Here is a 25,957-nt window from a genome sequence, read left to right as displayed (position 1 = left end):
GGTCTCATAGCCGGGACGCCAAAAAGCCGCAGCAAATCGCACCCTTACGGGCCTGCTGCAGCTTGAACTGACGTCGCGAATATGGAATCGCCGCTTCCATCCCTGGCCGTCCCCGCGCATGAACGGACCTTGCTCGAAGCGTGCGGTCGAGGGGGCATGTAGGATTTCCCCCCGCAACTGTCAACGGATCGCCATCGAAAGCACCGCGCGTGCGCATTGGCCGGCGCTCGCGAGCGGGACGGTATTTTGGCGAATCCGGGGAACCGAGGCGGATTGTGGCAATTGTATGGCAAGTAGCGAAAGGAGCCTACCCATGAAAAAGCTCGCACTTGCCGCCCTCCCGCTTGCCCTTACGCTCGGTGCCTGCGGCGATCCCGCGACCGATACCGACGTGCCGGAAGACACGGCGGCGGACACGATGGCCAACGATTCGATGGCCGACCCGACCATGACCGACGACACGCTGACCGATCCGACGATGACGGGGGACGCGACGCCGGACGATACCATGGCTGACGACACCATGACCGACGATACCACGGACGACACGACGGCTCCGGACGAGGAACCGACGACCGACCCGATGCAATAATCGCTCCACCCGGCTGGATCCGAATGTCCGGCCCGAGGCCCGCCGTCTTGGCGGGCCTCGTCGTTTCGGGCCCGTCGAAACTGGAGAAATCGCCATCCGTCTGCCGCAAAATGCGGAACCGGATCGAATCATGGCGATTTTATGGCAACCCAAACCGGGAGATTTGAGATGAACAAGATTGCCCTTTTTGCCGCCCTGCCCGCTGCGCTCGCGCTATCCGCTTGCGGGGAGACCGCAACCGATACCGCGGACGAAGCTGCAACGACAGACGAGGCCGCGATGACCGACGATACCACGCTGCCGGCCGAAGAAACGGCTCCTGCCGACAGCACGGTCGAGATGAGCGCCGACCAGCAGGCCGAGGTGCTCGACGAAAGCGCCGAAAACCTCGAGGAACGCGCCGACCGCGTGGAAGACGTCAACGAAGCCGAAGCCGATCGCCTCGAGGCGCAGGCCAAGGCTCAGCAGGATGCGCGCGATCAGAGGGACTGATCCCCGATGTCCGAGGGCGGCTTGACCCGCCCGTGCTTTCTGCTAGAGGCCCGCCCCGACCGGCGGGTCTCTTTGCGTTTCGCCGAGTCATCCGTCCGAGACAGCCGGTGCCTGCGACTGAAGTCAGTCAGGGCTTAATTTCCGGCCTAGGCGGGGAAACGAGATTTATTGCGGGTGCCATGTGCCCTGCTCCGGCGTCACGGCGCCCTCCTTCCCTTGTCAAACGGACTGCCCCGTGCCGGTTAGCGGCGCGGAGCGATGTGAGCCGGCCGTAGGCGCGCCAGCGCGTGCGGTCATATGTGAAGGAGTATGGCATGGATCGTTCGCAGAAAACCGATGCGGTCGCCCAGCTCAATGCGGTCTTCAACGAGGTCGGTGTGGTGGTCGTCACCCGCAACCTCGGCCTGTCGGTGGCGCAGTCCACCGACCTGCGTTCGAAGATGCGCGAAGTTGGTGCGTCCTACAAGGTTGCGAAAAACCGCCTTGCCAAGCTCGCCCTGAAGGAAACCCAGTACGAAGGCCTGGAGGAATATCTCTCCGGTCCGACGGCGCTTGCCTGGTCGGTCGACCCGGTGGCGGCGGCCAAGGCTGCGGTGGAATTCGCCAAGTCGAACGAGAAGCTCGAAATCGTGGGCGGTTCGATGGGCGGGCAGTTGCTCGACGAAGCCGGGATCAAGGCACTCGCCTCGATGCCCTCGCTCGACGAGCTGCGCGGCACACTGGTGGGCCTCGTCAACGCCCCGGCGACCAAGATCGCCCGGGTCGTCAACGAACCCGCCGCCAAGCTCGCTCGCGTCTTCGGTGCCTTCGGCGCCAAGGAAGCGGCGTAAGCGGTTTTCGCGAAAGCGATTTTTCCGGGGCATCTCGCCCCAGCCGATCCCCGTCTGCACGGGGACAAGACTTATCTGGAGTGAAACATCATGGCCGATATCGCCAAGCTCGTTGAAGAACTTTCGAAGCTGACCGTCCTCGAGGCGGCCGAACTCGCCAAGGCGCTGGAAGAAGAGTGGGGCGTTTCCGCCGCCGCTGCCGTCGCCGTTGCCGGCCCCGCCGCCGGTGGTGGCGATGCTGCTGCCGCTGAAGAGAAGGACGAATTCGACGTCATTCTCACCGGCGACGGTGGCAAGAAGATCCAGGTCATCAAGGAAGTCCGCGCCATCACCGGCCTGGGCCTGACCGAAGCCAAGGCTCTCGTCGAGGGTGCGCCCAAGCCGCTCAAGGAAGGCGTGAACAAGGCCGAGGCCGAAGAGGTCAAGAGCAAGATCGAAGCAGCCGGCGGCACCGTCGAGCTGAAGTAATCGTCTTCTCTTTCTCGAGAACACGCGAGGGGCGGTGCCGGAAGGCGCCGCCCCTTTTTATTTGAGCCCGCGACCGGTCGCGCCAGGACGCTTTTGGGCCAGTTGCCCAAATGCTCGACATCTCCCGCGGCTTCCGCTTTCCGCCTCAGGGCAAGGGCATAACGCTCAGAGCGTCTTCAGGTACTCGATCAGCGCGGCCCGTTCGACCGGATCGCGCACTCCCGGAAAGACCATCTTGGTGCCAGGCACGACGCTTCGCGGATCCGTGAGATAAGCGTCGAGCGTCGCCTCGTCCCACACGAGGCCGGACGAACGCATTGCGCCGCTGTAGGCATACGTCGGCTCGTGCGCTGCCGGCGCGCCATAGACGCCGGCGAGCGACGGACCGACCCCGTTGCGCTCCGGCGCTGTCTGGTGGCAGGTGGCGCAGCGGGCAAAGGCTGCCGGCCGCATTGATACCTCCGCCGGCGACCGCTCCGCCGGACCTGCCGTCTGTTCGCCGGTACGATCGCCCGGCCCGCAACCGGCCAGCACCAGCGCCAGCAGCGCAACTTCCATGCCTCGTTTCATAGGCCGAGCCCTTGCCGTGCCGGCGCTCCACACGCAAGCTGTGGCGCCGAGGCCGCGCTTGCGCCGAATTGAGCCGCCCGCAGGGATTTTCGCTTTCCGCCGCCGCCCGCCGCCCCTAACCGGGACGGCTTTATGTCCGACGCACGCATCCTTTCCCCCTGGCGCACCGAGGTCGGAGCCACTTTCGGGCTCGCGTGGCCGCTCGCGCTCGCGAACCTGCTGCAGATGCTCACCTATGCGGTCGATGTCATCTTCATCGCGCGGCTGGGGGAAGCGCCGCTGGCCGCATCGGCGATCACGGTCGCGCTGTTCGGGCTGGTCCTCTGGGCCCTCTCCGGCCTTACCGGCGCGGTCGCGCCGTTGATCGCGGAGGAATTGGGCGCGCGCGCACCGGCCCTGCGGCCCGTGCGCCGTTCGGTCCGCATGGCGTTGTGGCTTGCGGTGCTCAGCGGCGCAGTCGGCATGGGGCTCTGCCTCCTGCTCGAGCCGATCATGCGGGTGACCGGCCAGCAGGACGAGATCGTCGGCCTCGCCACCGCCTACAACTTCGTCGTCATCTGGTCGCTGATCCCGATGATCATCAACAACGTGCTGCGGAACTTCGTATCCGCGCTCGGACGGCCGGTCTTCGCGACGGTCATCACCGCCGGCGGGATTGGGGTGAACGCGCTGGCGAACTACGCCTTCATCTTCGGCAATCTCGGCGCGCCGGAGCTGGGGATCCGCGGTGCGGCGGTGGCAACGATCATCACCGGGGTTGCGGTCATGCTGGCCTATGTCGCCGCGATCCGCCTCGATCCGCGCCTGCATCGCTATCACATCTTCGGCTTCTGGTGGCGGCCCGACTGGTCGCGGCTGGTGACGATCGTGCGGGTCGGCACGCCGATTGCGCTGACCATCACCGCGGAGGCGGGCATCTTCGGCGCCGCCGCGTTCCTGATGGGCAATATCGGCACCTCGCAGCTTGCCGCGCACACGGTCGCGCTGCAGATCGCCGCGCTGGCGTTCCAGGTGCCGTTCGGCATAGGCCAGGCGGCGACGATCCGGGTCGGCTATTTCTTCGGCGCGCGCGATCGCGAGGGGATCACGCGCGCCGGATGGACCGCGATCGCCATGGGCACCGCCTTCATGATGCTGACGGCAGGCGCGATGATCGCGATCCCGATGCCGCTACTCGCGATCTACATCGATCCCTGGGCGCAGGAGAACGCCGTGCTGGTGACCTTCGCACTGCAGTATCTGGTCATCGCCGCCGCGTTCCAGTTGTTCGACGGCGTCCAGGCGGTCGCAGCGGGCGCGCTGCGCGGATTGCAGGACACGCGGATCCCGATGTGGATCGCGATCTTCAGCTACTGGGTTCCCGGAATGGGCGTCGCGCTTGCGCTCGGCTTCGCCACTCCGCTCGAGGGCACGGGCGTGTGGATCGGCCTCGCCACCGGACTGATCGTCGCAGCGCTGCTGCTGGTGTCGCGCTGGCACCGGCGCGACCGGCTTGCACTCACCATCCGGCCTTCCGCGGCTATCCCGCTGCCGGCCTGACGGGCACCACTGCCACGCGCGATCCCCAAGGGCGAATTTAGGCGCGATTTTTTAGGCGCGGCCTGTTGACTCGCTGCCGGCCCATTCACATATCCGCGCCGCTGGCACTCTCACCCCGAGAGTGCCAGAAGTATTCATTCACTCTTAGCAGAGAGGTCACACCAATGGCATTTCGTCCGCTGCACGACCGTGTACTGGTCCGTCGCATCGAAGCCGAAGAAAAGACCGCCGGGGGCATCATCATCCCCGACAGCGCCAAGGAAAAGCCGAGCGAGGGCGAGATCGTCGCCGTCGGTTCGGGCGCCAAGGCCGAAGACGGTACGGTTACCCCGCTCGACGTGAAGGCTGGCGACCGCGTGCTGTTCGGCAAGTGGTCCGGCACCGAGGTCAAGCTCGACGGCGAAGACCTGCTGATCATGAAGGAAAGCGACATCATGGGGATCATCTCCTGATCCGCTGATCGCACCGCTTTCCAAATAAACACACGAATTCCAGGAGAACATCAATGGCAGCCAAGGACGTGAAATTCTCGCGCGACGCGCGCGAAGGCATCCTGCGCGGCGTCGACACTCTCGCCAATGCGGTGAAGGTCACGCTCGGCCCCAAGGGCCGCAACGTCGTGATCGACAAGAGCTTCGGTGCACCCCGCATCACCAAGGACGGCGTCACCGTCGCCAAGGAAATCGAGCTCAAGGACAAGTTCGAGAACATGGGCGCGCAGATGCTGCGCGAAGTCGCCAGCAAGACCAACGATCTCGCGGGTGACGGCACCACCACCGCCACCGTGCTCGCGCAGTCGATCGTGCGCGAAGGCATGAAGTCGGTCGCCGCCGGCATGAACCCGATGGATCTCAAGCGCGGCATCGACCTTGCGGTCAACAAGGTGGTCGAGAACCTCAAGGGCCGTTCGAAGGACGTGTCCGGCTCGAACGAGATCGCCCAGGTCGGCATCATCTCCGCCAACGGCGACCGCGAAGTCGGCGAGAAGATCGCCGAGGCGATGGAGAAAGTCGGCAAGGAAGGCGTGATCACCGTCGAGGAAGCCAAGGGTCTCGAATTCGAGCTCGACGTCGTCGAAGGCATGCAGTTCGACCGCGGCTATCTCAGCCCCTACTTCATCACCAATCCCGAGAAGATGGTGGTGGAGCTGGATAACCCGTACATCCTGATCCACGAGAAGAAGCTCAGCAACCTGCAGTCGATGCTGCCGGTTCTGGAAGCTGCCGTGCAGAGCGGCCGCCCGCTTCTGATCATCGCCGAGGACATCGAGGGCGAGGCGCTGGCGACCCTGGTGGTCAACAAGCTGCGCGGCGGCCTGAAGGTCGCGGCGGTCAAGGCCCCCGGCTTCGGCGATCGCCGCAAGGCGATGCTGCAGGACATCGCGATCCTGACCAAGGGCGAGATGATCAGCGAGGATCTCGGCATCAAGCTCGAGAACGTCACGCTGGGCATGCTCGGTGAAGCCAAGCGCGTCACCATCGACAAGGACAACACCACGATCGTCGATGGCGCCGGCTCGGCCGACGACATCAAGGCGCGCGTGGGCGAGATCCGCACTCAGATCGAGAACACCACCAGCGACTACGACCGCGAGAAGCTGCAGGAGCGTCTCGCCAAGCTCGCCGGCGGCGTTGCCGTGATCAAGGTCGGCGGTGCGTCCGAAGTCGAGGTGAAGGAGCGCAAGGATCGCGTCGACGACGCGCTCCACGCGACCCGCGCCGCGGTCGAGGAAGGCATCGTCCCGGGCGGCGGCACTGCGCTGCTCTATGCCACGGCCGCGCTCAAGGGCGTGAACGGCGAGAACGACGACCAGACGCGCGGCGTCGACATCGTCCGCCGTGCGCTGCAGGCACCGATCCGTCAGATCGCCGAGAACGCCGGTCATGACGGCGCGGTCGTCGCGGGCAAGCTGATCGACGGCAACGACGAATCGCTCGGCTTCAACGCCGCGACCGACGTTTACGAGAACCTCGTCTCGGCCGGCGTGATCGACCCGACCAAGGTCGTTCGCACCGCGCTGCAGGATGCGGCTTCGGTCGCCGGCCTGCTGATCACCACCGAAGCGGCGATCAGCGAGAAGCCGGAAGACAAGCCGGCTGCCGCCCCCGCAATGCCCGACATGGGCGGAATGGGCGGAATGGGCTTCTAAGCTCAGCTGCACGAACTTCCCGCCATCGCGGGAGGTCGCAAGAACAGGAAGGCCCGGTGGAGCGATCCGCCGGGCCTTTTCTCGTTTCGGGGCACGATCGCCGGCCCGCGCCGTTGAGCGGGAGAAGCGACCATACGACGGGCGAAGCGCGCCCCTGATCGCGGAGGCGCGGGCTCTCGCCGGAAAGGGCGATCTTGGCCGACTACGACAAGCAACGCGACGCGATGGTGGAACGGCAAATCCGGCGCCGGGGCATCGCCGACGAGCGCCTTCTCAGGGCTTTCCGCGAGGTGCCGCGCGAGCGCTTCGTGCCGGAGGACCTGGCCGAATTCGCCTACGAGGACGGTCCGCTGCCGATCGGCGAGGGACAGACGATCTCGCAGCCCTATATCGTCGCCAGCATGATCGAGGCGGCCGAGGTCGGCCCCGGCGACCGCGTGCTCGAGGTGGGCGCCGGCTCGGGCTACGCGGCGGCGGTGCTCTCGCGCATCGCGAAGCGGGTCTTCGCGATCGAACGCCATGCCATCCTCGCTCGGCAGGCAAAGGAACGCGTCGCGGCGCTCGGTTACGACAATCTGGACGTTATCGCTGGCGACGGCATGCAGGGATTGCCCGAGGAAGCGCCGTTCGACGCGATCCTCGTCGCCGCGCGTGGGATCGAGGTGCCCGAGGCGCTCAAGCAGCAGCTTGCCGTGGGCGGGCGGCTGATCATCCCGGTCGGAGGCGAAGACGTCCAGCAGCTGCGCTGCGTCGTGCGCACGAGGGAGGACGCATGGGAGAGCCACGATATCGCACCTGTGCGCTTCGTTCCCCTGCTGCCCGGCGCCGTGCCGGAAGACGGCACGCGCGCCGCCAGCAACCACCAGCCGGCGCGTGCGAAGAGCCTGCCCGAACTGATCGCCGATGCCGCGATCCCGCTCGGCGCGTTCGACGATGATGCCTTCGCGGCCGCATTCGACCGCTTTGCCGACCGCCGCGTGGTCATGCTCGGCGAATGCAGCCACGGCACGCATGAGTTCTACGCCGCGCGCGCCGCGATCACGCGCCATCTGGTGGAGCATCATGGCTTCACCGTGGTAGCGGTTGAGGGCGACTGGCCCGATGCCGCCGCTTACGACCGCTATATCCGTGGCCTCCCTCAGCGCGAGAATGCGCCGACCCCGTTCCAGCGTTTCCCCACCTGGATGTGGCGCAACACGGTCATGCCCGGCCTGCTGCGCGATCTCCGGGCGATCAACCATGGTCGGAACGAGGACGATCGCGCCGGCTTCTACGGTCTCGACATCTACAACATGTCCGGCTCGATCGAGGCGGTGCTGGCCTATCTCGACGAGAACGATCCCGAGGCCGCGGCGGTGGCACGAGAGCGCTATGGCTGCCTCACCCCTTGGCAGGCCGATCCCGCGACCTACGGTCGTGCGGCGCTGCGCAAAGGCTACGCTGAATGCGAACAGGCGGTCGTGGCGCAGTGCCGCGATCTGCTGGAACGCGCGCTGGAGCAGGACGGCGAGAGTTTCGGCGCGGCGATGAACGCGCGGCTCGTCGCTTCCGCCGAGCGCTATTACCGCGTGATGTACTACGGCGGCGCGGAAAGCTGGAACCTGCGCGACAGCCATATGGCCGAGACGCTCGAACACCTGCTCGAAGCGCGCGGGCCCGGCGCCAAGGCGGTCGTCTGGGCGCACAACAGCCATATCGGCGACGCGCGCGCGACCGAAATGGGCGCGGCCCGCGGCGAGCACAACATCGGCCAGCTCGCGCGCGAGAAATGGGGCGAGGAGGTCGCGCTGATCGGCTTCGGCACGCACACCGGAACCGTCTCGGCGGCCACCGACTGGGATGGCGACCGCGAGGTCAAGCGCGTCGTCCCCTCGCGCCGCGACAGCTACGAGCGGCTATGCCACGACAGCGGCGTGGCGCGCTTCCTGCTCGACCTCTCGAGCGATCCCGCGCTGGCCCGGCGCCTCTCCGAACCGCTGCTCGAACGCTTCATCGGGGTGATCTATCGCCCCGAAACCGAGCGCTGGAGTCACTATAGCGAATCCGTGCTCCCCGAGCAGTTCGACGCCTACGTCTGGTTCGACGAGACCCGCGCGCTCGAACCGCTCACACGGCACGAACCGCACGACCGGGCCCCTGAGACCTGGCCGTTCGGGCTCTAGCTCGGGAGTCCGGCCGTCAGCCGCCCTTGCGGCTCGCCTCCACCGCCGCGATCGCCTCGGCAGGCCAGGTAACCTGGGTCTGCGTCTGCGGATTGAAGACGTCGCCCGGATATTGGGCAGCGGCGGCGGCGGCGATCTCGGCTTCGGTCAGGAACTCGCTCGGCTCGAGCGCGAAGACGTCGAGCCCGCGAGCGATCTCGGTCGCGTAGATACGCCCTTTGTACCAGTAGGCCGACCAATATCCGCCGGTGACCAGCTGGTCCTTGTCAACCGGCCCGCGGTCGAAATAGGCGATCTCGATCGGGTTCTCCGCATCGGTGAAGTCGATCACGCTGATCCCGCCCTGATACCAGGCCTGGACGAAGATATCGCGCCCCGGCACCGGGATGATCGAGCCGTTGTGCGCGACGCAGTTCTCCATGTCGGTCTGCGGCGCGGGCAGCTTGTAGAGGCTCTTGAACGCGAGCTGGCCGTCCTCGATCGCGTAGATCGCATCGGCGCCCCAGTTCTTCGGATCGCCCGCCTGGCAGCGCGGGCGGCCGCCCCCGCCCCATTCGTCGGTGAACAGCACTTTGGTACCGTCGTTGTTGAACGTCGCGGAGTGCCAGTAGGCGAAGCCCTTGTCGGTCACATCGTCGATCCGCACCGGCTTGAGCGGGTTGGAGATGTCGAGCGTGATGCCGTTGCCCGAGCAGGCGCCGGCGGCAATGTTCTTCGCCGGGAACACGGTGATATCGTGGCACTGATCGGTCCGGTTGGTGCGCTGCGTACCCTCACCATGGTCGCCCCCGCGCCAGAGACCGGCAATCTGCCCCTCCGCCGCGAAGACGCGCGGGCGGTCGACGATGCGCGCAGCGGCCGGGTTGGCGACCGGAATCTCGATCACGTCGATAGAGAACAGCGCGGTATCGTCGCCGGCGGTGTCGAGACAACCTTCGAGCTCATCCTCCTCGCGCACGTAGGACGTGCCCGAGTTGTAGACCACGATCCGCCGCTCGTCGGCCGAGACGATCGAATGCGTGTGACTGCCGCGACAGGTCTGCACCTGACCGACCTGGACCGGGCGAGTGATATCGGAAATGTCGAAGATACGCAGGCCGCGGAAGCGCTCGGGGCTGGTGCGGCCGTCGACGCCCTGCAGCCCGCAGTCGATCCGTCCGCGGCTGTCCTCAACGCTCATGATCAGCAGGTCGCCGACGATCGAGACGTCGCCCTGCCCGCCCGGGCAGACGGTCGAGCTGACGAGCTGCGGCACGCCGTCCTCGCCGAGGCGGTAGGCGTTGAACCCGTGATAGTTGCCCGCGACGAGCAGATCGCCGGAGAATGCCATGTCGGTGTTCGCGAACGACAGCAGCGATCCGCGCTCGCCGAACTCGGGCTTGTCTTCCTCGCCGTCCTTTGTCTTCGCCTCATCGGCCTCCTTCGCCGCGTCGCCTTCCTTTTCCGGCTTGAGCGGCCGGAGTTGCGCCGGGTTCTCGGGATCGAAGAAGCCCGCCGGCTTGGGCAAAGCGGCGACGTGGCGCAGGTTGCCGATCGCCTCGCCCGCGTCGCGGAAACCCGGCTTGAGCGCCACGCGCGGATCGGTCGAGAGGCCGGCGAGGACCGTGTTCATCCGGTCGATCTCCGCCTGCTGATCGTTGACCACGTCATTGGTGAATTCGAACATCACCGGCTCGTAGGCGGTGCCGGGCTGATCGTGCAGTTCCTCGACCATGTCGATCGCGCCCATGTGGTGCGGGATCATCAGTTCGAGGAACAGGCGGTCGAACGCGGTGCCATTGGACGCGGCGAGCTGCGCCATCTGCTCGGGCGTCGCCATGCCCTTCATCCCGGCCTGGTGGTGCGCGTGGCCCATGCCGGCCATCGCGACCTGCTGGTTCCGCTCGCGCAGCCAGTCGGTCATGAAGCCGATCTCGTCCTTCTGGCTCGCGTCGATACGCCCGGCGACGGCGAGGATGTCCGGATTGTTGGTCCGCTCCTCCACCAGTGCCGCCATGTCGACCGCCTGCTGGTGGTGGACGATCATGCCCTGCATGAACGTGACGTCGGCGGGGGAGAAGGCGGTGTTCGCAAGCTGCGTCGCCTGCTGGGCCGAAAGGGCCTTCGTCGCCTCGCCCGGCGCGCCGGGCTGCACGATCGGCGCCCCTTGCGCCGCAAGCGCACTGGCAGTGGCAAGCAGAGTGGCCGCCAGCGGCAGGCGGGCGAAACGGTATGCGGTCATGATCGTGCGTCCCCTCAAAGGATATTTCCCCAAACGGCAAAAGGGGACCATCGCGCCGCGCAAGTCAAGACGCCGCCCGTCGAACGATATGAGCAGTTCGTCGGTAGCTGCCTCTTCTTCCGCATACTGCCTTCCCCGGCCCGACTGCGTCATTCGGTGCCGCCCGCGCGACGGCGGAGCACGCGGACGGCAACGATACCGCGGCTCGCCCGTTGGTGACATCGAAAGGAGAGCCGATCCATGAAGTTGCCGCACAAGGCCCACGTCGTACTGGTGGACGGAGAGAACTTCGTCGTCATGCGGAACAAGGGCCAGCCGTTCGAACCTGCCCTCGAGCTGGTAGGCAAGCCCGACCTTTCCCTTACCAACTTCAGCGCCGGGGTGCGTCATCAGGATCCGGTCAGCCAACAGCCGGAGCGCAACGACCTCAACGAGCTCGCTCGTGCCGCCGCTGCCGCCGAGTGGCTCAATGCCAAGGCAATCGCAGGCGAGATCGATCGGGTTCTGGTGATCGCCGACCCCAAGAAGCTGGGCGAGATGCGGCGCCACTATCATACCGAGCTGGAGAAGCGGCTGGTCGGCGAAATTCCCAAGACGATGATCCACGACACCGCGGATCGCATTGCCGACGCGATCGCCGCTGCCTGACCTCATTCACCCGGGACTCTTTACGCGAGTCTCGTCGCTGCCCAGCCACCTCTCGTCGCCCAATCGCTTGCCGGAAGGAATCCAGGCCCGTTAAGTTGTTGCTAACCATGGGAGGGTTACGACAGCCGACATGGCTTTGGGATCGCGATTCATGAGGGGACTGGCGGGGGCGTTCGCGCTCGGCCTCGCCGTGGCACAACCGGTCCAGGCGCAGACCACCAACTATGAGGCGGTGTTCGACAACGTCCTCGGCACCGAGGCGCGTACCCCGCGCACGTTCGAGGCGGTCTACGAGACGGGATTCGAACGGCAGATCGTGCGGTTGGCCGACGGGGCCAATGGCCGCATCGGAGTGGCCGTGCTCGACCTTGCCACGGGTCAGGAGTTCTCGGTCCTGGGCGACCAGCGCTTCCCGATGGCAAGCACCAGCAAGATCGCCATTGCCGCGACCTACATGGAAGGGGTCGAGCAGGGGCGCTGGAGCCTGTCGAGCGAATTTCCGCTGCTCATCCCGGTACGCTCCGAACCGTTCTCCACCGTCAAGGCGCCGGTCCGGCGCGGCAAGCACCTGCCGGCAAGCCAGCTTATCGAATTGATGATCACCCGCTCGAGCAATTCGGCGACCGATGCACTGCTCGCTGCAGTCGGCGGACCGGGTGCGGTGAACGACTGGATGCGCCGCGCGGGAATCGAGGAATTTCAACTCACCCGCGACATCGCCACGCTCGTGCGCGATGACGGGGAGATCGATCCCGCGAGGGCTGTCGATCTGCGCGACAGCGCAACCCCGCGTGCGATGACCGAGCTGCTCGCCGGCCTCTACCAAGGGCGCTGGCTTTCCAAGAGCAGCCGCCAGGTCATTCTCGGCGCGATGGAGCGGTGCATCACCGGCAAGCGGCGGATCCCCGCCCTGCTGCCCGCTGGCGCATCCGTGGCGCACAAGACCGGATCGCTCAACAATACGTCGAGCGACATCGGCATCGTGCACACGCCCGACGGGAAGGCCTTTGCCGTGGCCATCTACGTCACCGGGCAGGGTGCGCGGCTGGCGCGGGAGCACAAGATCGCGCAGATCGCTCGCGCGGTCTATTCGGGATACGACAATCCCCAGGGTGTTACCTGGGCCGAAGCGACCTACGCACAGGCGGAGGCGCGGCTTCCCTGATTTCGCAGGCGCCGGGGCGATCCGGTCAGCCGTAGGCGGAAGCGGGTTTTGTCCTGTTCGGGCTCCAAGCTTTAGCCTATGGCTTGGCCCGACATGGTAACATCCAGACAGCAGGCCGAGCGTGAGTTTCGGCGCATGGTCAAATGGATCGCGCTGGCAGGAGTCCTGATGGTCGCCGCCGCGCTGGTCTATCTCTATGTCGTCGGTGTGTGGAGCGTACACGCGGTGGCGGCCACCATCCTCGGCGTGTTCATCTCGGTGCTTCTCGGCTGCGGCCTGTTCGCGCTGGCTTTCTTCAGCAACAAGAGCGGGCACGATCAGGACGTGACCAGCGCCACGTCGAGGCGTAGCGAGCGGGACGGCGACGCCGATTGAGCGGCGCACCCGAGGCCCGCTGCGGGTGTCGGTTTCGCATCGGTCGAAGGCCAAAAGAAAAGGGCGGCGCCTCGCGGCACCGCCCTTCCCTTTTTCGCTAGACGAAAGCGAAGATCAGTCAGCCTGAGCTTCGGTGGTCGTCTCGTCCTGCACTTCGGCTTCCGCAGCAGCGGCAGCTTCGTCGGCAGCGGCAGCGGCGTCTTCGGTCGCGCCTTCGACAGCGGCACCGGCGTCGGTGGCGGCGCCTTCGACGGCCGCACCAGCCGCATCGGCATTGGCTTCGGCGTCGGCAGCGGCGCTGTCGACGGTCTGCTCAGCAGCGTCCTGGGTGCCTTCCGAGCAAGCGGCGAGGGTCAGAGCGGCGCCGGCAGCGGCGGCGGCGAGAACGATCTTGCGCATATTTCAGTTTCCTTGAACAGCGAGTGGTTTCATCGCGGACTTCGCTATTGAGAGGCCGCGACGCGAAGCCCACAAGCATGCAGACTTCAGCCCGCCGCAATAATGGCGATTTTGTGGCCTTGCAAGCGGTTTGACACTTTTGCGCCGCAATTGCGGTGCGCGCGCCGGGCGAACGAAAGCGGCTGACCAGCGGAATTTGCGCTGCTACCACGCCTTCGATGGCAGACAAACAGCATCTCTACCTGGTCGACGGTTCGGCCTATATCTTCCGCGCCTATCACCGGCTTCCGCCGCTGACCGACCCGCAGGGCACGCCCGTGGGCGCGGTCTACGGCTACACCACGATGCTGTGGAAGCTGGCGGACGATCTCGACAAGGCCGACGGCCCGACGCACCTCGCGGTGATCCTCGACAAGGGGTCCACCAGCTTCCGCAACGAGATCTACGATCAGTACAAGGCAAACCGCCCCCCTCCGCCGGAGGACCTGGTCCCGCAGTTCCCACTGATTCGCGACGCCACCCGGGCGTTCAGCCTGCCCTGCATCGAGGAGGACGGGCTGGAGGCGGACGACCTGATCGCCTCCTATGCGCGCGAGGCCACCCGCCAGGGGTGGGACGTAACCATTGTCTCGTCCGACAAGGACCTGATGCAGCTCGTCGGCAAGTGCGCCGAGCCTGCCGAGGGCGTGCCCGAAGGCGGCTGCATCGACATGCTCGACACGATGAAGAACCAGCGCATCGGGCCCGATGAAGTGGTCGAGAAGTTCGGTGTCCCGCCCGAGCTGGTCGGCGACGTGCTCGCGCTGATGGGCGATTCGGTCGACAACGTGCCCGGCATCTTCGGCGTCGGACCCAAGACCGCCTCCAAGCTGATCGTCGAGCACGGCAGCCTCACCGCCGCGCTCGATGCCGCGCCGGCGATGAAGAAATCCAAGCTGCAGGAACGGTTGATCGAAGGCCGCGCGATGGCCGAGCTCAGCCGCGTGCTCGTGCAGCTCAAGGAAGACTGCGACCTGCCGATGCCGCTCGACGACTTCAAACTCACGACCGTCCCGCGCGATCCCCTCGCAGCCTTCCTCGAGAAGCACGGCTTCACTAGCCTGCTGCGCCGGCTGGACGGCGGAAACGGCAGCCCCGATCGCCCGACCAACCTCAACCCGGCAAAACCGGTCAACAAGGGCGCCGCAGCGAGCCCGGACGGCAACCGCCAGGCGCTGCCGCAGATGCCCGAGATCGACCGCAGCACCTACGAATGCGTGCAGACGGTCGAGCGCCTCGATCACTGGATCGAGCGCGCCTTCGCCGCCGGGCTGGTCGCAATCGACACGGAGACGAGCGCGCTCGATGCGATGCGTGCCGATCTCGCCGGGATCAGCCTCGCGCTGGGCCCGAACGATGCCTGCTATATCCCGCTCGCCCACGGCGGCAGCGACATGTTCGCCGAGCGGCCCGAACAGGTCGCGCGCGAGACCGCGCTGACCATGCTGCGCCCGCTGCTCGAAAGCGACGCGGTCCTGAAGGTCGGGCAGAACGTGAAGTACGACATCAACGTCCTCGCGCGGCACGACATCGCGATGGCGCCGGTCGACGATACGATGATCGTGTCCTTCACGCTCGACGCCGGGCGCAGCCTCGACGGGATCGGCGGCGGCCACGGGATGGACGAGCTGGCGCAGCGTCACCTCGGGCACACGACGCTGACGTTCAAGGACATCTGCGGCAGCGGCAAGAAGGCGATTCCCTTCGGCGAAGTGCCGCTCGACCGGGCGACCGAATATGCCGCCGAGGACGCCGACGTGACCTGGCGCCTCTACGCGAATCTCAAGCCGCGCCTCGCCACCGAAGGCGGTACGCGGATCTACCAGCGGGTCGACCGCCCGCTGATCCCAGTCGTGGCACAGATGGAACGGTACGGGATCAAGGTCGATCGCGGGCAGCTTGCCAAGCTGTCGGAGGAATTCGCAGCCGAAACGGGCCGGCTCGAGGCCGAGATCCACGCGATCGCGGGTGCGCCCTTCACCATCGGCAGCCCCAAGCAGCTCGGCGACGTGCTGTTCGACAAGATGGGCTACAAGGGCGGCCGCAAGGGCAAGAGCGGGCAGTACTCGACCGATCAGGCGATCCTCGAACGGCTGTCGGCGCAGGGCGCGGAGATCGCCGACAAGGTCCTCGAATGGCGTCAGCTCACCAAGCTGAAGTCGACCTACACCGATGCGCTGCAGGCCGCCATCCACCCCGACACGGGCCGCGTGCACACCAGCTACAGCCTCGTCGGCGCACAGACCGGGCGGCTGTCCTCGACCGATCCCAACCTGCAGAACATTCCGATCCGCACCGAGATCGGCCGCCAGATCCGCGAGGCCTTCGTGGCCGAAGAGGGCAACGTGCTGCTCGCGGCCGACTATTCGCAGATCGAACTGCGCCTCGCCGCGCACATGGCCAACGTGCCCGAACTGAAGCAAGCCTTCGCGAACGGGGAGGACATTCACGCCCGCACCGCCGCCGAGATGTTCGGCGAAGTCACCCGCGACACCCGCGCCCGGGCCAAGACGATCAACTTCGCCATCCTCTACGGCATCAGCCGATGGGGTCTCGCCGCCCGGCTGAAGGTCGAAGCCGACGAGGCGCAGGCGATGATCGACACCTATTTCAAACGCTTCCCCGGCATCCAGCGCTACATCATGGAAACGCTCGAGACCGTGCGCGAGTGCGGCTATTCGGAGACGCTGTTCGGCCGCAAGACCTGGTTCCCGCGGATCGGCTCGAAGAACCAGACCGAACGCCAGGGCAGCGAGCGGGCGGCGATCAACGCGCCGATCCAGGGAACCAGCGCCGATATCATCAAGCGCGCCATGGCGCGGATGATGCCGGCGCTCGAAACCGCCGGGCTCGGCCATGTGCGGATGCTGCTGCAGGTGCACGACGAACTGGTGTTCGAGCTGCCCGCGAGCGACGTGGCCGAAGCGTCGCCCGTAATCGAGCGTGTCATGGCCGAAGCGGCCACGCCGGCCGTGTCGCTCGCCGTGCCGCTCGGTATCGAGATCGGCACGGGCGCAAGCTGGGGATTGGCACACTGATCCGCCCGCGCCTCCGCCCGCGTCTTCATCGGCGCCATGTCGGCAATCTGGCGGTGCTGGGGCTGATCGCCTTCGCGCTGTTCGCCGGCCTGTTCCTGGTCTTCCAGACGATCGAGGCCGAACGCGCCGAGCGCAAGCAGGTGCAGCGGACGAGCGAGATCCTGATGGAGCTGCGCAACATCAACCGCGCCGCGCTCAATGCGGAGACGGGTCAGCGCGGCTACCTGCTGACGCTCGACCGGCGCTATCTGGAATCCTACCTGGTCGGCCGCGAGCAATATGGGCCGACGCTCGACCGGCTGCGCGCTCTGGTCGGCCCCGATGCGACCGCCCGGCAGCTCGAACTGCTGGACGAGATCGAGAGCCTGACCGAATCGAAGTTCGCGGAGATGGCGGAGACAGTCGAACTGATCGAACAGCGCCGGGTGATCGAGGCGCGCCGCGGTATCCTCGACGACCGGGGGGCGGAAGTCATGGCCCGCCTGCGCCGGGCGGCGCGCGAGATGGAGCAGATCGAGAACCGCGTCCTGATCCGCGCTGCGAGCGAGACCGCGCGCGCGGAAGGCCGCGTGCTTCCGCTGCTCGGCGCGGTCCTGCTGATGCTGCTGGTCGCACTGGCGCTCGGCTATGTCCTCGTCACCCGCGCTGCGCGTGCGGAGGCGGAGGCAGCACAGGCGGCCGCGCTGGGCGAAGCTCGTGACCGCGCCGATCTGCTCGCCCGCGAGCTCAACCACCGGGTCAAGAACCTGTTCGCGGTGATCCTGGCGATCGTGCGGATGAGCGCCAAGGATACCCCCGAAGCGAAGCCTGTGATCGAGCGCATTTCCGACCGCATCCACGCCCTGCTGACCGCGCATGAGGTGACGCAGGGGACGCTCGAGCGCCCGGTCGCCTCGCTGCGTGCATTGATCGAGACGACGCTGGCACCCTACCGCTCGGAGAAACTTCCCGCCGAGATCGACGGGCCCGAACTCGAGCTGCCGGCCAAGCAGGTCACGCCGCTGGGCCTGGTGCTCCACGAGTTGACCACCAATGCGGTCAAGTACGGCGCGTGGAGCAAGGGCGACCTGCTCGAAGTGCGCTGGCGCGAGGCGGATGGATCGATCGTCATCGACTGGCATGAGCATGGCGACGCCGAGGGCAAGGACCCGGAGCACAAGGGCTTTGGCAGCCTCCTGATGACCAGCGCGGCGCGTCAGCTCCGCGGCGAGATCGACCGCCAGTTCGGCAAGGACGGCGTCAAAGTCACGATCACCATCCCCCGCGTCCGGTGATCGTCACCGGCTTGCCAGTGACCCGCTGACGCCGTAGCTCGTGTGGGATGCTCGAGCGTTACGATCCGCGGAACTGGACCATCGTCTGGGGCGAGGTGGCGGTGGCCGCCATCGCAGTCGGGATAGCGATCGCGGCCGCCTTCGTGATCCATCGCGTCGTGTTCGGATTGCTGCTCCGCGTGGCCCGGAGCTCGCAATCGGAGGTCGACGAACTCGTCTTCGCCCGGCTCGCAACACCGATCCGCTGGTCGGTCGTGGCGATCGCGATCGCTGCGGTGGCGCAGACCAATCCCAATATCCAGGCCGTCTGGCGCTGGCTGGCGCCATTCCTCGTGCCAGCCATGGTGGGCTGGGTCGCCCTCGCACTGGTGCGCTCCTTCGCGGCCGCGCTGCAGATGCGCAGCGAGCTTTCCGCGGATCCCATTACCGCCCGCAGTCGCCGCACGCGCGTGGCGATCCTTTCGCGCACCGCCGCATTCCTGATCGTCCTGCTGACCGTGGCGATGATGCTGCTGGCGATTCCCGGCGTGCGCGACGTGGGGGTGACGCTGATGGCCTCGGCCGGGCTTGCGGCGCTGGCCGTCGGTGCGGCGGCGCAACCGGCGCTCAAATCACTGATCGCGGGCCTGCAGATGGCGCTCACCGAACCGCTGCGCATCGGCGACCTGGTGGTGATCGAGGGCTTCTCCGGCCGGGTCGAGGAAATCCGCATGAGCTTCGTGATCGTGCGCACCTGGGACGAGCGCGCGATCGTTGTGCCGACCAGCGCGTTCCTCGAGAAAAGCTTCGAGAACTGGTCGCGCGAGAGCGAGCGGCTGACGGGGCCGGTCTTCCTCCACCTCGACCCGGCAACCGAGATCGCGCCGATCCGCACGGAGTTCGAACGTTTCGTCGCCACGCGCGAGGAATGGGACGGGCGCACGGCACAGCTGCTGATGACCGAGGCCTATCCCGAAAGCGTCGAGTTGCGGATCGCGGTCAGCGCAGCCACGATCGGCGACCTGTGGACGCTTCGCTGCGCGGTCCGCGAGCACATGCTCGCGTGGCTGCGGGTGAATATGCCGGACGCGCTGATCCGCCATCGGCTGGGTGTCGACGATGCGAACGCGGCAGTGAAAGCGAAAGCCTGAAGCGCCGCTCCTCCTGAGAGGAGAGGCGTTTCAGATTACCCGTGTTTCCGTTCCCGCGTGGATTCGACCATGCCTTCGCTGATGAAGCCGATCGGCATCGCTTCGGCCGCGCGCTTCTTCAGTTCGCCGCGCATCTTCCGGTACTCGGCCTCCATCGCCTCGGTGACGGTTGCACGCGAATCCTTGAGCGCTTCGGCGAAGTCCGCTCCCGAGACCTGCTCCACGCTCCCGCCCACGCGGCGCAGCGCGTTGAGGCCGGCACGGCGCACGACGTCTTCCAGATCGGCACCGGTGAAGCGGTTGGTCTCGGCGGCCAGGCCGGCGAGATCGACGTCCGCCGCCAGCGGCATGTCGGCCGTGTGGATGCCGAGGATCTGCGCGCGCCCCTTCTCGTCCGGCGTACCGACGTAGACGAGCTCGTCGAACCTCCCGGGGCGCAGCAGTGCAGGATCGACCAGCGTCGGGCGATTGGTCGCCCCGATGACCACGACCGACTGCAGTTCCTCCAGCCCGTCCATCTCGGCCAGGATCGTGTTCACGACCCGGCCCGTGACCTGCGGCTCGCCCTGCCCCGAACCGCGCGCCGGCACGAGGCTGTCGATCTCGTCGATGAAGATCACGCAGGGCGCCACGGCGCGGGCGCGCGCGAACATCCGCGCGATCTGCTGCTCGCTCTCGCCGTACCACTTGGAAAGGAGGTCGGAGCTCTTCATCGAGATGAAGTTCGCCTCGGCCTCCTTGGCCACGGCCTTGGCCAGCAGAGTCTTGCCGGTCCCTGGCGGGCCGTAGAGCAGGAACCCCTTGGCCGAACGAATGCCCAGCCGGCGGAAGGCCTCGGGATTCTTGAGCGGCAGCTCGATCCCTTCCTTCAGCATGTCGATCGCGTCGTCGACACCGCCGATGTCGTCCCAGCCGACCCGCGGCATCTGGACCATGACCTCGCGCATGGCGGAAGGCTGCACGCGCTTGAGCGACGACAGGAAATCCTCGCGCGTCACCGACAGTTCGTCGAGCACTTCGGCCGGGATGGTTCGCTCGTCGAGGTTGAGCTTGGGCATGATCCGCCGCACCGCGTCGATCGCCGCTTCGCGTGCGAGCGCGGCGATATCCGCACCGACGAAGCCGTGGGTGACGCGGGCCAGCTCGTCCAGATCGACCCGGTCACCCAGCGGCATGCCGCGGGTGTGAATGGATAGGATCTCGCGCCGCCCTTTCTCGTCGGGGACGCCGATGACGATCTCGCGGTCGAAGCGGCCCGGCCGGCGCAAGGCCTCGTCGATCGCGTCGGGCCGGTTGGTCGCCGCGATGACCACGAGATTGGAGCGTGCCTCGAGCCCGTCCATCAGCGTCAGGAGCTGCGCGACGAGGCGCTTCTCCGCCTCGCCGGTAACTTGCGCGCGCTTGGGCGCGATCGAATCGATCTCGTCGATGAAGATGATCGCCGGCGCGTGCTTGGTCGCTTCCTCGAACACCTCACGCAGACGCTTCTCGCTTTCGCCATAGCCGGAGCCCATGATCTCGGGCCCGTTGATGGTGAAGAACTGCGCGTCGCTCTCGTTCGCGACCGCCTGCGCCAGACGGGTCTTGCCGGTGCCCGGCGGGCCGTGGAGGAGCACGCCCTTGGGCGGATCGACGCCCAGGCGCGTGAACAGCTCGGGATAGCGCAGCGGCAGCTCGACCATTTCGCGGAGCTGCTGGATGGTGTCGTCCATGCCGCCGACGTCGTCGTAGTTGACCACCGCGCGGCCGGTCGGCGCCTCCTCGAACTCGGCGCGCAGCTCCACTTCGGTGTTCTCGTCGATGTGCACGATGCCCTTGGGCGCGGTCGAGACGACCGTCAGCCGGATCTGGGTGAGCGCGTAGGCGGGGGCGTTGAACATGCGCTGGACCTCGGCCGGCATGTTCTGCACCGGCTGCTGGCCGGTCGTGGCCACCAGATCACCTGCGACGAGGGGTCTGCGAAAGAAGTTGCGCTTCAGCGCCTGCGTCGGCCCCTGCAGGCGCATCTCGCGGCTCGCGGGGGCGAAGATCACGCGCGAGGCCGGGCGCGATTCCGCGGCGGTCACGCGCACGTGCTCGCCCGATCCGCACTCGGCGTTGTTGCGCTGGAGCCCGTCGAGCCGGACCACGTCGAGCGACTGGTCCTCGTCGTATGCGGCCATGGCGATCGCCGCGGTCGTGCGCTTGCCGTGAATTTCCACGGTATCGCCTTCGGTGATGCCTAGAGCCTGGAATGCGGACCGGGGCAGGCGGGCGATTCCCCGCCCACTTTCCTCTTGCCGAGCCGCCGCGACCTGAAGTCTGACCGCCTTGTCTTCTACCGCCGCGTCGAGATCGGCCATCCGTCCACTTCTCCCTGCTCGTCCAATGAGGGTTACCGCTCCTAGCTAGGGACGGATCACTGCGAGTCAAATGAACGAGAAGCTCATCGGTTGCCGAATGCGGCTCCGGGAAGCGCCAAGAAAAAAGGCCCGGTCGCGAGGACCGGGCCTTGAAAGTCTTGGGAGAGGATGCCTGTAAAGGCCCGCCCTATGTGCACTGCAGCACACTTTTGTGCAAGTGCGAAAAGCTCATTTCAAGTTGCAAAATGCGCAACTCAGAAAGCTAACTTGTTCGATTTCATTCCATTCTTGTCATGCCCCTGTCACGAAACCGCTATCCGCAAGCAGGCGCGAATCGCAGGTGCAGCGTAACCGGGGGTGACAGTGGACCCCGCCATGCCTAACAGCTTTGCACGACAAGGAGGCCCGATGAACAAGCTCTATCCCGATGCCACCGCCGCCCTGGAAGGGGTGCTGAAGGACGACATGCTCATCGCCGCGGGGGGCTTCGGCCTGTGCGGTATTCCCGAGCGGCTGATCGACGCGATCCGCGACAGCGGGGTCAAGGGGCTGACTTTCTGCAGCAACAACGCGGGGATCGACAACGAGGGGATCGGCAAGCTGCTGCGCACGCGGCAGGTCAAGAAGATGATCTCCTCCTACGTCGGCGAGAACAAGGAATTCGAACGGCAATTCCTCGCCGGCGAGCTCGAGGTCGAGTTCTGCCCGCAGGGCACCCTGGCCGAGCGCATGCGCGCCGGCGGCGCGGGCATTCCGGGGTTCTACACCAAGACCGGCGTCGGCACGAAAGTGGCCGAGGGGAAGGAAGTGAAGACCTTCGACGGAGAGGACTACATCCTCGAGCGCGGGATCTTCGCGGATCTCTCGATCGTCAAGGCGTGGAAGGCGGACGAGACCGGCAATCTCATGTTCCGCAAGACCGCGCGCAACTTCAACCTGCCCGCCGCGACCTGCGGCAAGATCTGCGTGGTCGAGGTGGAGGAAGTCGTGCCGACGGGCAGCCTCGATCCGGACTGCATCCATCTCCCGGGAGTCTTCGTCCAGCGGATCATCGTGGGCGCGCCTTACGACAAGAAGATCGAATTCCGCACCGTGCGGGAGCGCGAGGCTGCATGATCGTGCGGCGGCTCCGGGCCGCCCTCGCGGCATCGGCGCTCGCCCTCGTTCTCGGCGGCTGCGTCGCCGCAGCGATTCCGCTCGCTGCGGGGGGCGTCGTCCTGCGGAACGAGGCGCTGGGCGACGACGAACCCGCCTCCGACACGGCCGAGGACGAGCGTGGCGAAACCGATCCGGCCGACGCGACCGAGGGCGAACCCTTCACACCCACCCTCGCCGCGCCCGGCCCCTACCAGGCCTTTCTCACCTATTCGAGCGAACAGGCCGCGCTCGACCCAGTTGCCGAACCGCGCCGCTCGGCGATCCTCGCGACACCCGGTTCGCTGCAGCCCGAGACGGTGGAATGCTCCGTCCGCCCTTCCGCCGTTCTGGTCGACCTCGACCCGGCTTCCGGTGCGCGCGATTTCGCCGAGCTTCCCCCCGATCCGGCGCTGGCCCGGGGTCTCCAAGCTCTGCGGCTGGAAGGCGTGTTCGTCTTCTGGATCAGCGACGCCTCGGCGGCGGAAGCCGGTACGCTGCGCAAGCGCCTGACCGAGACAGGGCTCGATCCCACGACCGACGACGGCATCCTGCTGATGCGCCGGGCCGAAGACCGCAAGCAGCTCCGCCGCAAGGAACTGTCGCAGACCCACTGCCTGATCGCTATCCTCGGCGACGAACGCAGCGATTTCGACGAGCTCTACGACTACCTCAAGGACCCCGCTGCCGCTTCCCCGCTCGAAGCGCTGATCGGCAACGGCTGGTTCCTCGTCCCCACACTTCTAGACACCCCCACACTTCTAAGCACCAAGGAAGGCTGACCATGCCCTGGGACCGCAACCAGATGGCCGCACGCGCGGCGCAGGAGCTGCAAGACGGATACTACGTGAACCTCGGCATCGGCATTCCGACGCTGGTGGCGAACCATATCCCGGCGGGCATGCACGTTACGCTGCAGAGCGAGAACGGCATGCTCGGCATCGGCCCCTTCCCCTACGAGGACGAGATCGATCCGGACCTGATCAACGCCGGCAAGCAGACGATCAGCGAACTGCCCCACAGCGCCTATTTCGACAGCGCGACGAGCTTCGGCATGATCCGCGGCGGGCATATCGACCTGACCGTGCTCGGCGCGATGGAAGTGGCCGAGAACGGCGACATCGCCAACTGGATGATCCCGGGCAAGATGATCAAGGGCATGGGCGGCGCGATGGACCTCGTCGCCGGCGTCAAGAAGATCATCGTGGTGATGGAACACACCGCCAAGGACGGCAGCCCCAAGTTCATTCCCGAATGCACGCTGCCGCTGACCGGGACCAACGTGGTCGACATGATCGTGACCGATCTCGCCGTGTTCCAGCGCCCCGATCACGACAGCCCGTTCAAGCTGATCGAACTGGCCCCCGGCGTGAGCGCCGAGGACGTCGCCGAGAAGACGACCGCGCACTACCTCTCCTGACGCTTCCCACAGGCGGCCCGATGTGAGACAATCGGGCCGCTATGAATCCAGGGCACTTCCTGGCGTCGGCCTTCCGTGCTCGTTTCCTCGACGTTCTCGCGTCGATCTACATCTACAACGAGCATCGCGGCTACACCTCGCTCGACCGGGTGCTCGAGGCAGTGCGCGCGCGCTGCCCCGATGACGCCGAATTCATCGCCGAGGTGGAAAAGCACCGCTCCGACGAGGAAAAGCACTACCGCATGTTCAAGCGGTGGTTCGAGCTGCGCGGGACGATGCCGCTCGAGGTCGATCGTACCTGCGGCCATATCGACCATTTCATCGAGACGGTGTTCGGCTGCACCATCGACGAACTCGACACGGCGAAGATCGTCGTGGACGGCGATCAGTTCGAAAAGCTGTGCCGGGTCATCATGATTACGGAGCAGCGCGGCATGCGGCAGGTCGAGATCCTGCTCGAAAACGCCCACATCCGGTCCGACAAGGCGCTGACACGCATTTTCCAGGTGGTCGAGAAGGACGAGCCCGATCACTGGATGCCCTACGATCGCTGGCTGCGCGCCAACGGCCGCCGCCCGAAGCCGCGCTGGCGCGAGCTATGGGCCGACTACTGGATCCACAAGTCGCTGATGTTGGTGAAATTACCGGCGATCTTTATCGACCGCAACCGCCGCCGCCTCACTGCCTGGCCCGATGCCGCCGAGCACGGTCCGGCCGGTGGCGGAGCTACGCCAGCGCCGCTTTGAGGTCGTCCGCCAGATCGGTGCGCTCCCACGGGAAGTGGTCGCCCTCGGCCGCGCGGCCGAAGTGGCCGTAGGCTGCGCTCTTGCGGTAGATCGGCTTGTTGAGCCCCAGATGCGTGCGAATGCCGCGGGGGGTTAGACCGCCAAGCTTGCCGATGCCGCGGATCGCGACCTCGATCCGGTCGTCCGCGACCGTGCCGGTACCGTGCGTGTCGACGTAGAGCGAGAGCGGCTCCGACACGCCGATGGCATAGGCGAGCTGGATCGTGCAGCGCGTGGCAAGGCCCGCCGCAACGATGTTCTTGGCCAGATAGCGGCTGACGTAGGCGGCCGAGCGGTCGACCTTGGTCGGGTCCTTGCCGCTGAAGGCACCGCCGCCGTGGGGCGCCGCACCGCCATAGGTGTCGACGATGATCTTGCGGCCGGTCAGGCCGGCATCGCCGTCGGGCCCGCCGATCACGAACGTACCGGTCGGGTTGATGTGCCACTTGGTCTCATCGGACAGAAAGCCTTCGGGCAGAATCTCCCCGACGACCTTTTTCACGTAGGCCTTGAGCTCGGCTTCCTTCTCGCCTTCGTCGTACCCTTCGGCGTGCTGGGTCGAGACCACGATCGCGGTGGCCGCTTCGGGCTTGCCGTCGCGGTAGCGCAGCGTGACCTGGCTCTTGGCGTCGGGTTCGAGGAACGGCGCGGCGCCGCTCTTGCGGTCCTCTGCCAGACGCTGGAGGATCTTGTGGCTGTAGTCGATCGCCGCCGGCATCAGGTCGGGCGTCTCGTCGCAGGCGAAGCCGAACATGATGCCTTGGTCGCCCGCGCCTTCGTCCTTGTTGCCGCTGGCGTCGACGCCCTGCGCGATATGCACGCTCTGCCCGTGCAGATAGTTGTCGAACGTCAGCGTCTGCCAGTGAAAGCCGTCCTGCTCGTAGCCGATCTCGCGCACGGTGTTGCGCACCGCGGCCTCGATCTCCTCCAGCGCGCCGTCGACCCAATGGCCGTTCTCATAGACACCCTTGCAACGGAGCTCGCCCGCCAGCACCACGCGCTGCGTGGTCGTCAGCGTCTCGCACGCCACGCGGGCTTCTGGATCTTTCGCCAGGAGCAGATCCACGATCGCATCGGAAATCTGGTCCGAAACCTTGTCGGGATGACCTTCGGAAACGCTTTCGGAAGTGAAGAGGTAAGTGCTGCGCATGGGCGAAATGTTTCCGATATAAAGATAACTTTATG

General features: G+C 66.4%; 23 protein-coding genes. 18 read left to right on the top strand and 5 right to left on the bottom strand.

Annotated features, from left to right (window positions below; translation table 11 throughout):
* Positions 1-313: 313 nt before the first annotated feature.
* The 4 genes from D2V04_RS03045 to rplL all read left to right on the top strand — a co-directional run bounded on the left by D2V04_RS03045 (position 314) and on the right by rplL (position 2,382).
* On the top strand, positions 314-592 hold the full coding sequence (locus D2V04_RS03045) for a hypothetical protein (protein WP_119511874.1): 279 nt from the start codon (positions 314-316) through the stop codon (positions 590-592).
* A gap of 168 nt (positions 593-760) precedes the next feature.
* Positions 761-1,084, top strand: coding sequence for a hypothetical protein (locus D2V04_RS03040; protein WP_119511873.1), 324 nt, complete (start codon positions 761-763; stop codon positions 1,082-1,084).
* Between the two features lie 314 nt (positions 1,085-1,398).
* Complete coding sequence (rplJ, locus tag D2V04_RS03035; RefSeq protein ID WP_119511872.1) at positions 1,399-1,914, top strand: 50S ribosomal protein L10; 516 nt, start codon at positions 1,399-1,401, stop codon at positions 1,912-1,914.
* A 90-nt stretch (positions 1,915-2,004) separates the two neighbouring features.
* Positions 2,005-2,382 (top strand): 50S ribosomal protein L7/L12, encoded by a 378-nt coding sequence (gene rplL / locus D2V04_RS03030; RefSeq protein WP_119511871.1) that lies wholly within the window; start codon positions 2,005-2,007, stop codon positions 2,380-2,382.
* 165 nt (positions 2,383-2,547) lie between these two features.
* Here the strand turns inward: rplL and D2V04_RS03025 are convergent, their stop codons facing one another.
* On the bottom strand, positions 2,548-2,952 hold the full coding sequence (locus D2V04_RS03025; protein ID WP_228766222.1) for a c-type cytochrome: 405 nt from the start codon (positions 2,950-2,952) through the stop codon (positions 2,548-2,550).
* A gap of 132 nt (positions 2,953-3,084) precedes the next feature.
* On the opposite strand from D2V04_RS03025, the gene D2V04_RS03020 reads away from it, so the two are divergent.
* The 4 genes from D2V04_RS03020 (at position 3,085) to D2V04_RS03005 (ending at position 8,802) form a co-directional block, all read left to right on the top strand.
* Positions 3,085-4,491, top strand: coding sequence for an MATE family efflux transporter (locus D2V04_RS03020; protein WP_119511870.1), 1,407 nt, complete (start codon positions 3,085-3,087; stop codon positions 4,489-4,491).
* Positions 4,492-4,655: 164 nt separating this feature from the next.
* Positions 4,656-4,943, top strand: a complete 288-nt coding sequence (groES, locus tag D2V04_RS03015) for a co-chaperone GroES (RefSeq protein ID WP_119511869.1) — start codon at positions 4,656-4,658, stop codon at positions 4,941-4,943.
* A gap of 53 nt (positions 4,944-4,996) precedes the next feature.
* Complete coding sequence (gene groL / locus D2V04_RS03010) at positions 4,997-6,640, top strand: chaperonin GroEL (protein ID WP_119511868.1); 1,644 nt, start codon at positions 4,997-4,999, stop codon at positions 6,638-6,640.
* Positions 6,641-6,834: 194 nt separating this feature from the next.
* Positions 6,835-8,802, top strand: a complete 1,968-nt coding sequence (locus D2V04_RS03005) for a protein-L-isoaspartate(D-aspartate) O-methyltransferase (protein WP_119511867.1) — start codon at positions 6,835-6,837, stop codon at positions 8,800-8,802.
* A 16-nt stretch (positions 8,803-8,818) separates the two neighbouring features.
* Here D2V04_RS03005 and D2V04_RS03000 read toward each other — a convergent pair whose 3' ends face one another.
* Positions 8,819-11,023, bottom strand: a complete 2,205-nt coding sequence (locus D2V04_RS03000) for a DUF305 domain-containing protein (protein ID WP_119511866.1) — start codon at positions 11,021-11,023, stop codon at positions 8,819-8,821.
* A 240-nt stretch (positions 11,024-11,263) separates the two neighbouring features.
* Between D2V04_RS03000 and D2V04_RS02995 the strand changes: the two genes are divergently transcribed.
* The 3 genes from D2V04_RS02995 to D2V04_RS02985 all read left to right on the top strand — a co-directional run bounded on the left by D2V04_RS02995 (position 11,264) and on the right by D2V04_RS02985 (position 13,211).
* Positions 11,264-11,671 (top strand): baeRF12 domain-containing protein, encoded by a 408-nt coding sequence (locus D2V04_RS02995; protein WP_119511865.1) that lies wholly within the window; start codon positions 11,264-11,266, stop codon positions 11,669-11,671.
* Between the two features lie 151 nt (positions 11,672-11,822).
* A complete protein-coding gene (locus D2V04_RS02990; protein WP_119511864.1) occupies positions 11,823-12,836 on the top strand; it encodes a serine hydrolase in 1,014 nt (337 codons plus the stop codon).
* Positions 12,837-12,929: 93 nt separating this feature from the next.
* Positions 12,930-13,211, top strand: coding sequence for a hypothetical protein (locus D2V04_RS02985; protein WP_228766221.1), 282 nt, complete (start codon positions 12,930-12,932; stop codon positions 13,209-13,211).
* Between the two features lie 114 nt (positions 13,212-13,325).
* On the opposite strand, the gene D2V04_RS02980 is transcribed toward D2V04_RS02985, so the two are convergent.
* Positions 13,326-13,610, bottom strand: coding sequence for a hypothetical protein (locus D2V04_RS02980; RefSeq protein WP_119511862.1), 285 nt, complete (start codon positions 13,608-13,610; stop codon positions 13,326-13,328).
* Between the two features lie 218 nt (positions 13,611-13,828).
* On the opposite strand from D2V04_RS02980, the gene polA reads away from it, so the two are divergent.
* From polA to D2V04_RS02965, 3 genes are read left to right on the top strand one after another with little or no spacing between them, the layout of a single operon-like run.
* Entirely contained in the window at positions 13,829-16,687 is a 2,859-nt protein-coding gene (gene polA, locus D2V04_RS02975; RefSeq protein ID WP_119511861.1) for a DNA polymerase I, read from the top strand.
* 53 nt (positions 16,688-16,740) lie between these two features.
* Positions 16,741-17,961, top strand: coding sequence for a sensor histidine kinase (locus D2V04_RS02970; protein WP_119511860.1), 1,221 nt, complete (start codon positions 16,741-16,743; stop codon positions 17,959-17,961).
* A 47-nt stretch (positions 17,962-18,008) separates the two neighbouring features.
* Entirely contained in the window at positions 18,009-19,091 is a 1,083-nt protein-coding gene (locus D2V04_RS02965) for a mechanosensitive ion channel family protein (protein ID WP_119511859.1), read from the top strand.
* A gap of 35 nt (positions 19,092-19,126) precedes the next feature.
* Here the strand turns inward: D2V04_RS02965 and D2V04_RS02960 are convergent, their stop codons facing one another.
* Positions 19,127-21,433, bottom strand: coding sequence for a CDC48 family AAA ATPase (locus D2V04_RS02960; RefSeq protein ID WP_119511858.1), 2,307 nt, complete (start codon positions 21,431-21,433; stop codon positions 19,127-19,129).
* 408 nt (positions 21,434-21,841) lie between these two features.
* Between D2V04_RS02960 and D2V04_RS02955 the strand changes: the two genes are divergently transcribed.
* The 4 genes from D2V04_RS02955 to D2V04_RS02940 are packed head-to-tail and all read left to right on the top strand — an operon-like array spanning position 21,842 to position 24,733.
* The gene (locus D2V04_RS02955) at positions 21,842-22,549 is read left to right on the top strand and encodes a CoA transferase subunit A (RefSeq protein ID WP_119511857.1); all 708 of its coding nucleotides are present in this window, start codon (positions 21,842-21,844) and stop codon (positions 22,547-22,549) included.
* Positions 22,546-23,349, top strand: coding sequence for an HAD family hydrolase (locus tag D2V04_RS02950; protein WP_119511856.1), 804 nt, complete (start codon positions 22,546-22,548; stop codon positions 23,347-23,349). The genes D2V04_RS02955 and D2V04_RS02950 overlap by 4 nt, the downstream gene beginning before the upstream one ends.
* A gap of 2 nt (positions 23,350-23,351) precedes the next feature.
* The gene (locus tag D2V04_RS02945; protein WP_119511855.1) at positions 23,352-23,987 is read left to right on the top strand and encodes a CoA transferase subunit B; all 636 of its coding nucleotides are present in this window, start codon (positions 23,352-23,354) and stop codon (positions 23,985-23,987) included.
* Between the two features lie 41 nt (positions 23,988-24,028).
* The gene (locus D2V04_RS02940; RefSeq protein WP_119511854.1) at positions 24,029-24,733 is read left to right on the top strand and encodes a ferritin-like domain-containing protein; all 705 of its coding nucleotides are present in this window, start codon (positions 24,029-24,031) and stop codon (positions 24,731-24,733) included.
* Here D2V04_RS02940 and metK read toward each other — a convergent pair.
* Complete coding sequence (gene metK / locus D2V04_RS02935) at positions 24,714-25,922, bottom strand: methionine adenosyltransferase (RefSeq protein ID WP_119511853.1); 1,209 nt, start codon at positions 25,920-25,922, stop codon at positions 24,714-24,716. The genes D2V04_RS02940 and metK overlap by 20 nt on opposite strands.
* Between the last annotated feature and the right edge of the window lie 35 nt (positions 25,923-25,957).

The sequence above is a fragment of the Pelagerythrobacter aerophilus genome (assembly GCF_003581645.1).
GTDB classification, from domain to species: domain Bacteria; phylum Pseudomonadota; class Alphaproteobacteria; order Sphingomonadales; family Sphingomonadaceae; genus Pelagerythrobacter; species Pelagerythrobacter aerophilus.
This window is presented reverse-complemented; position numbering and strand designations above follow the sequence as displayed.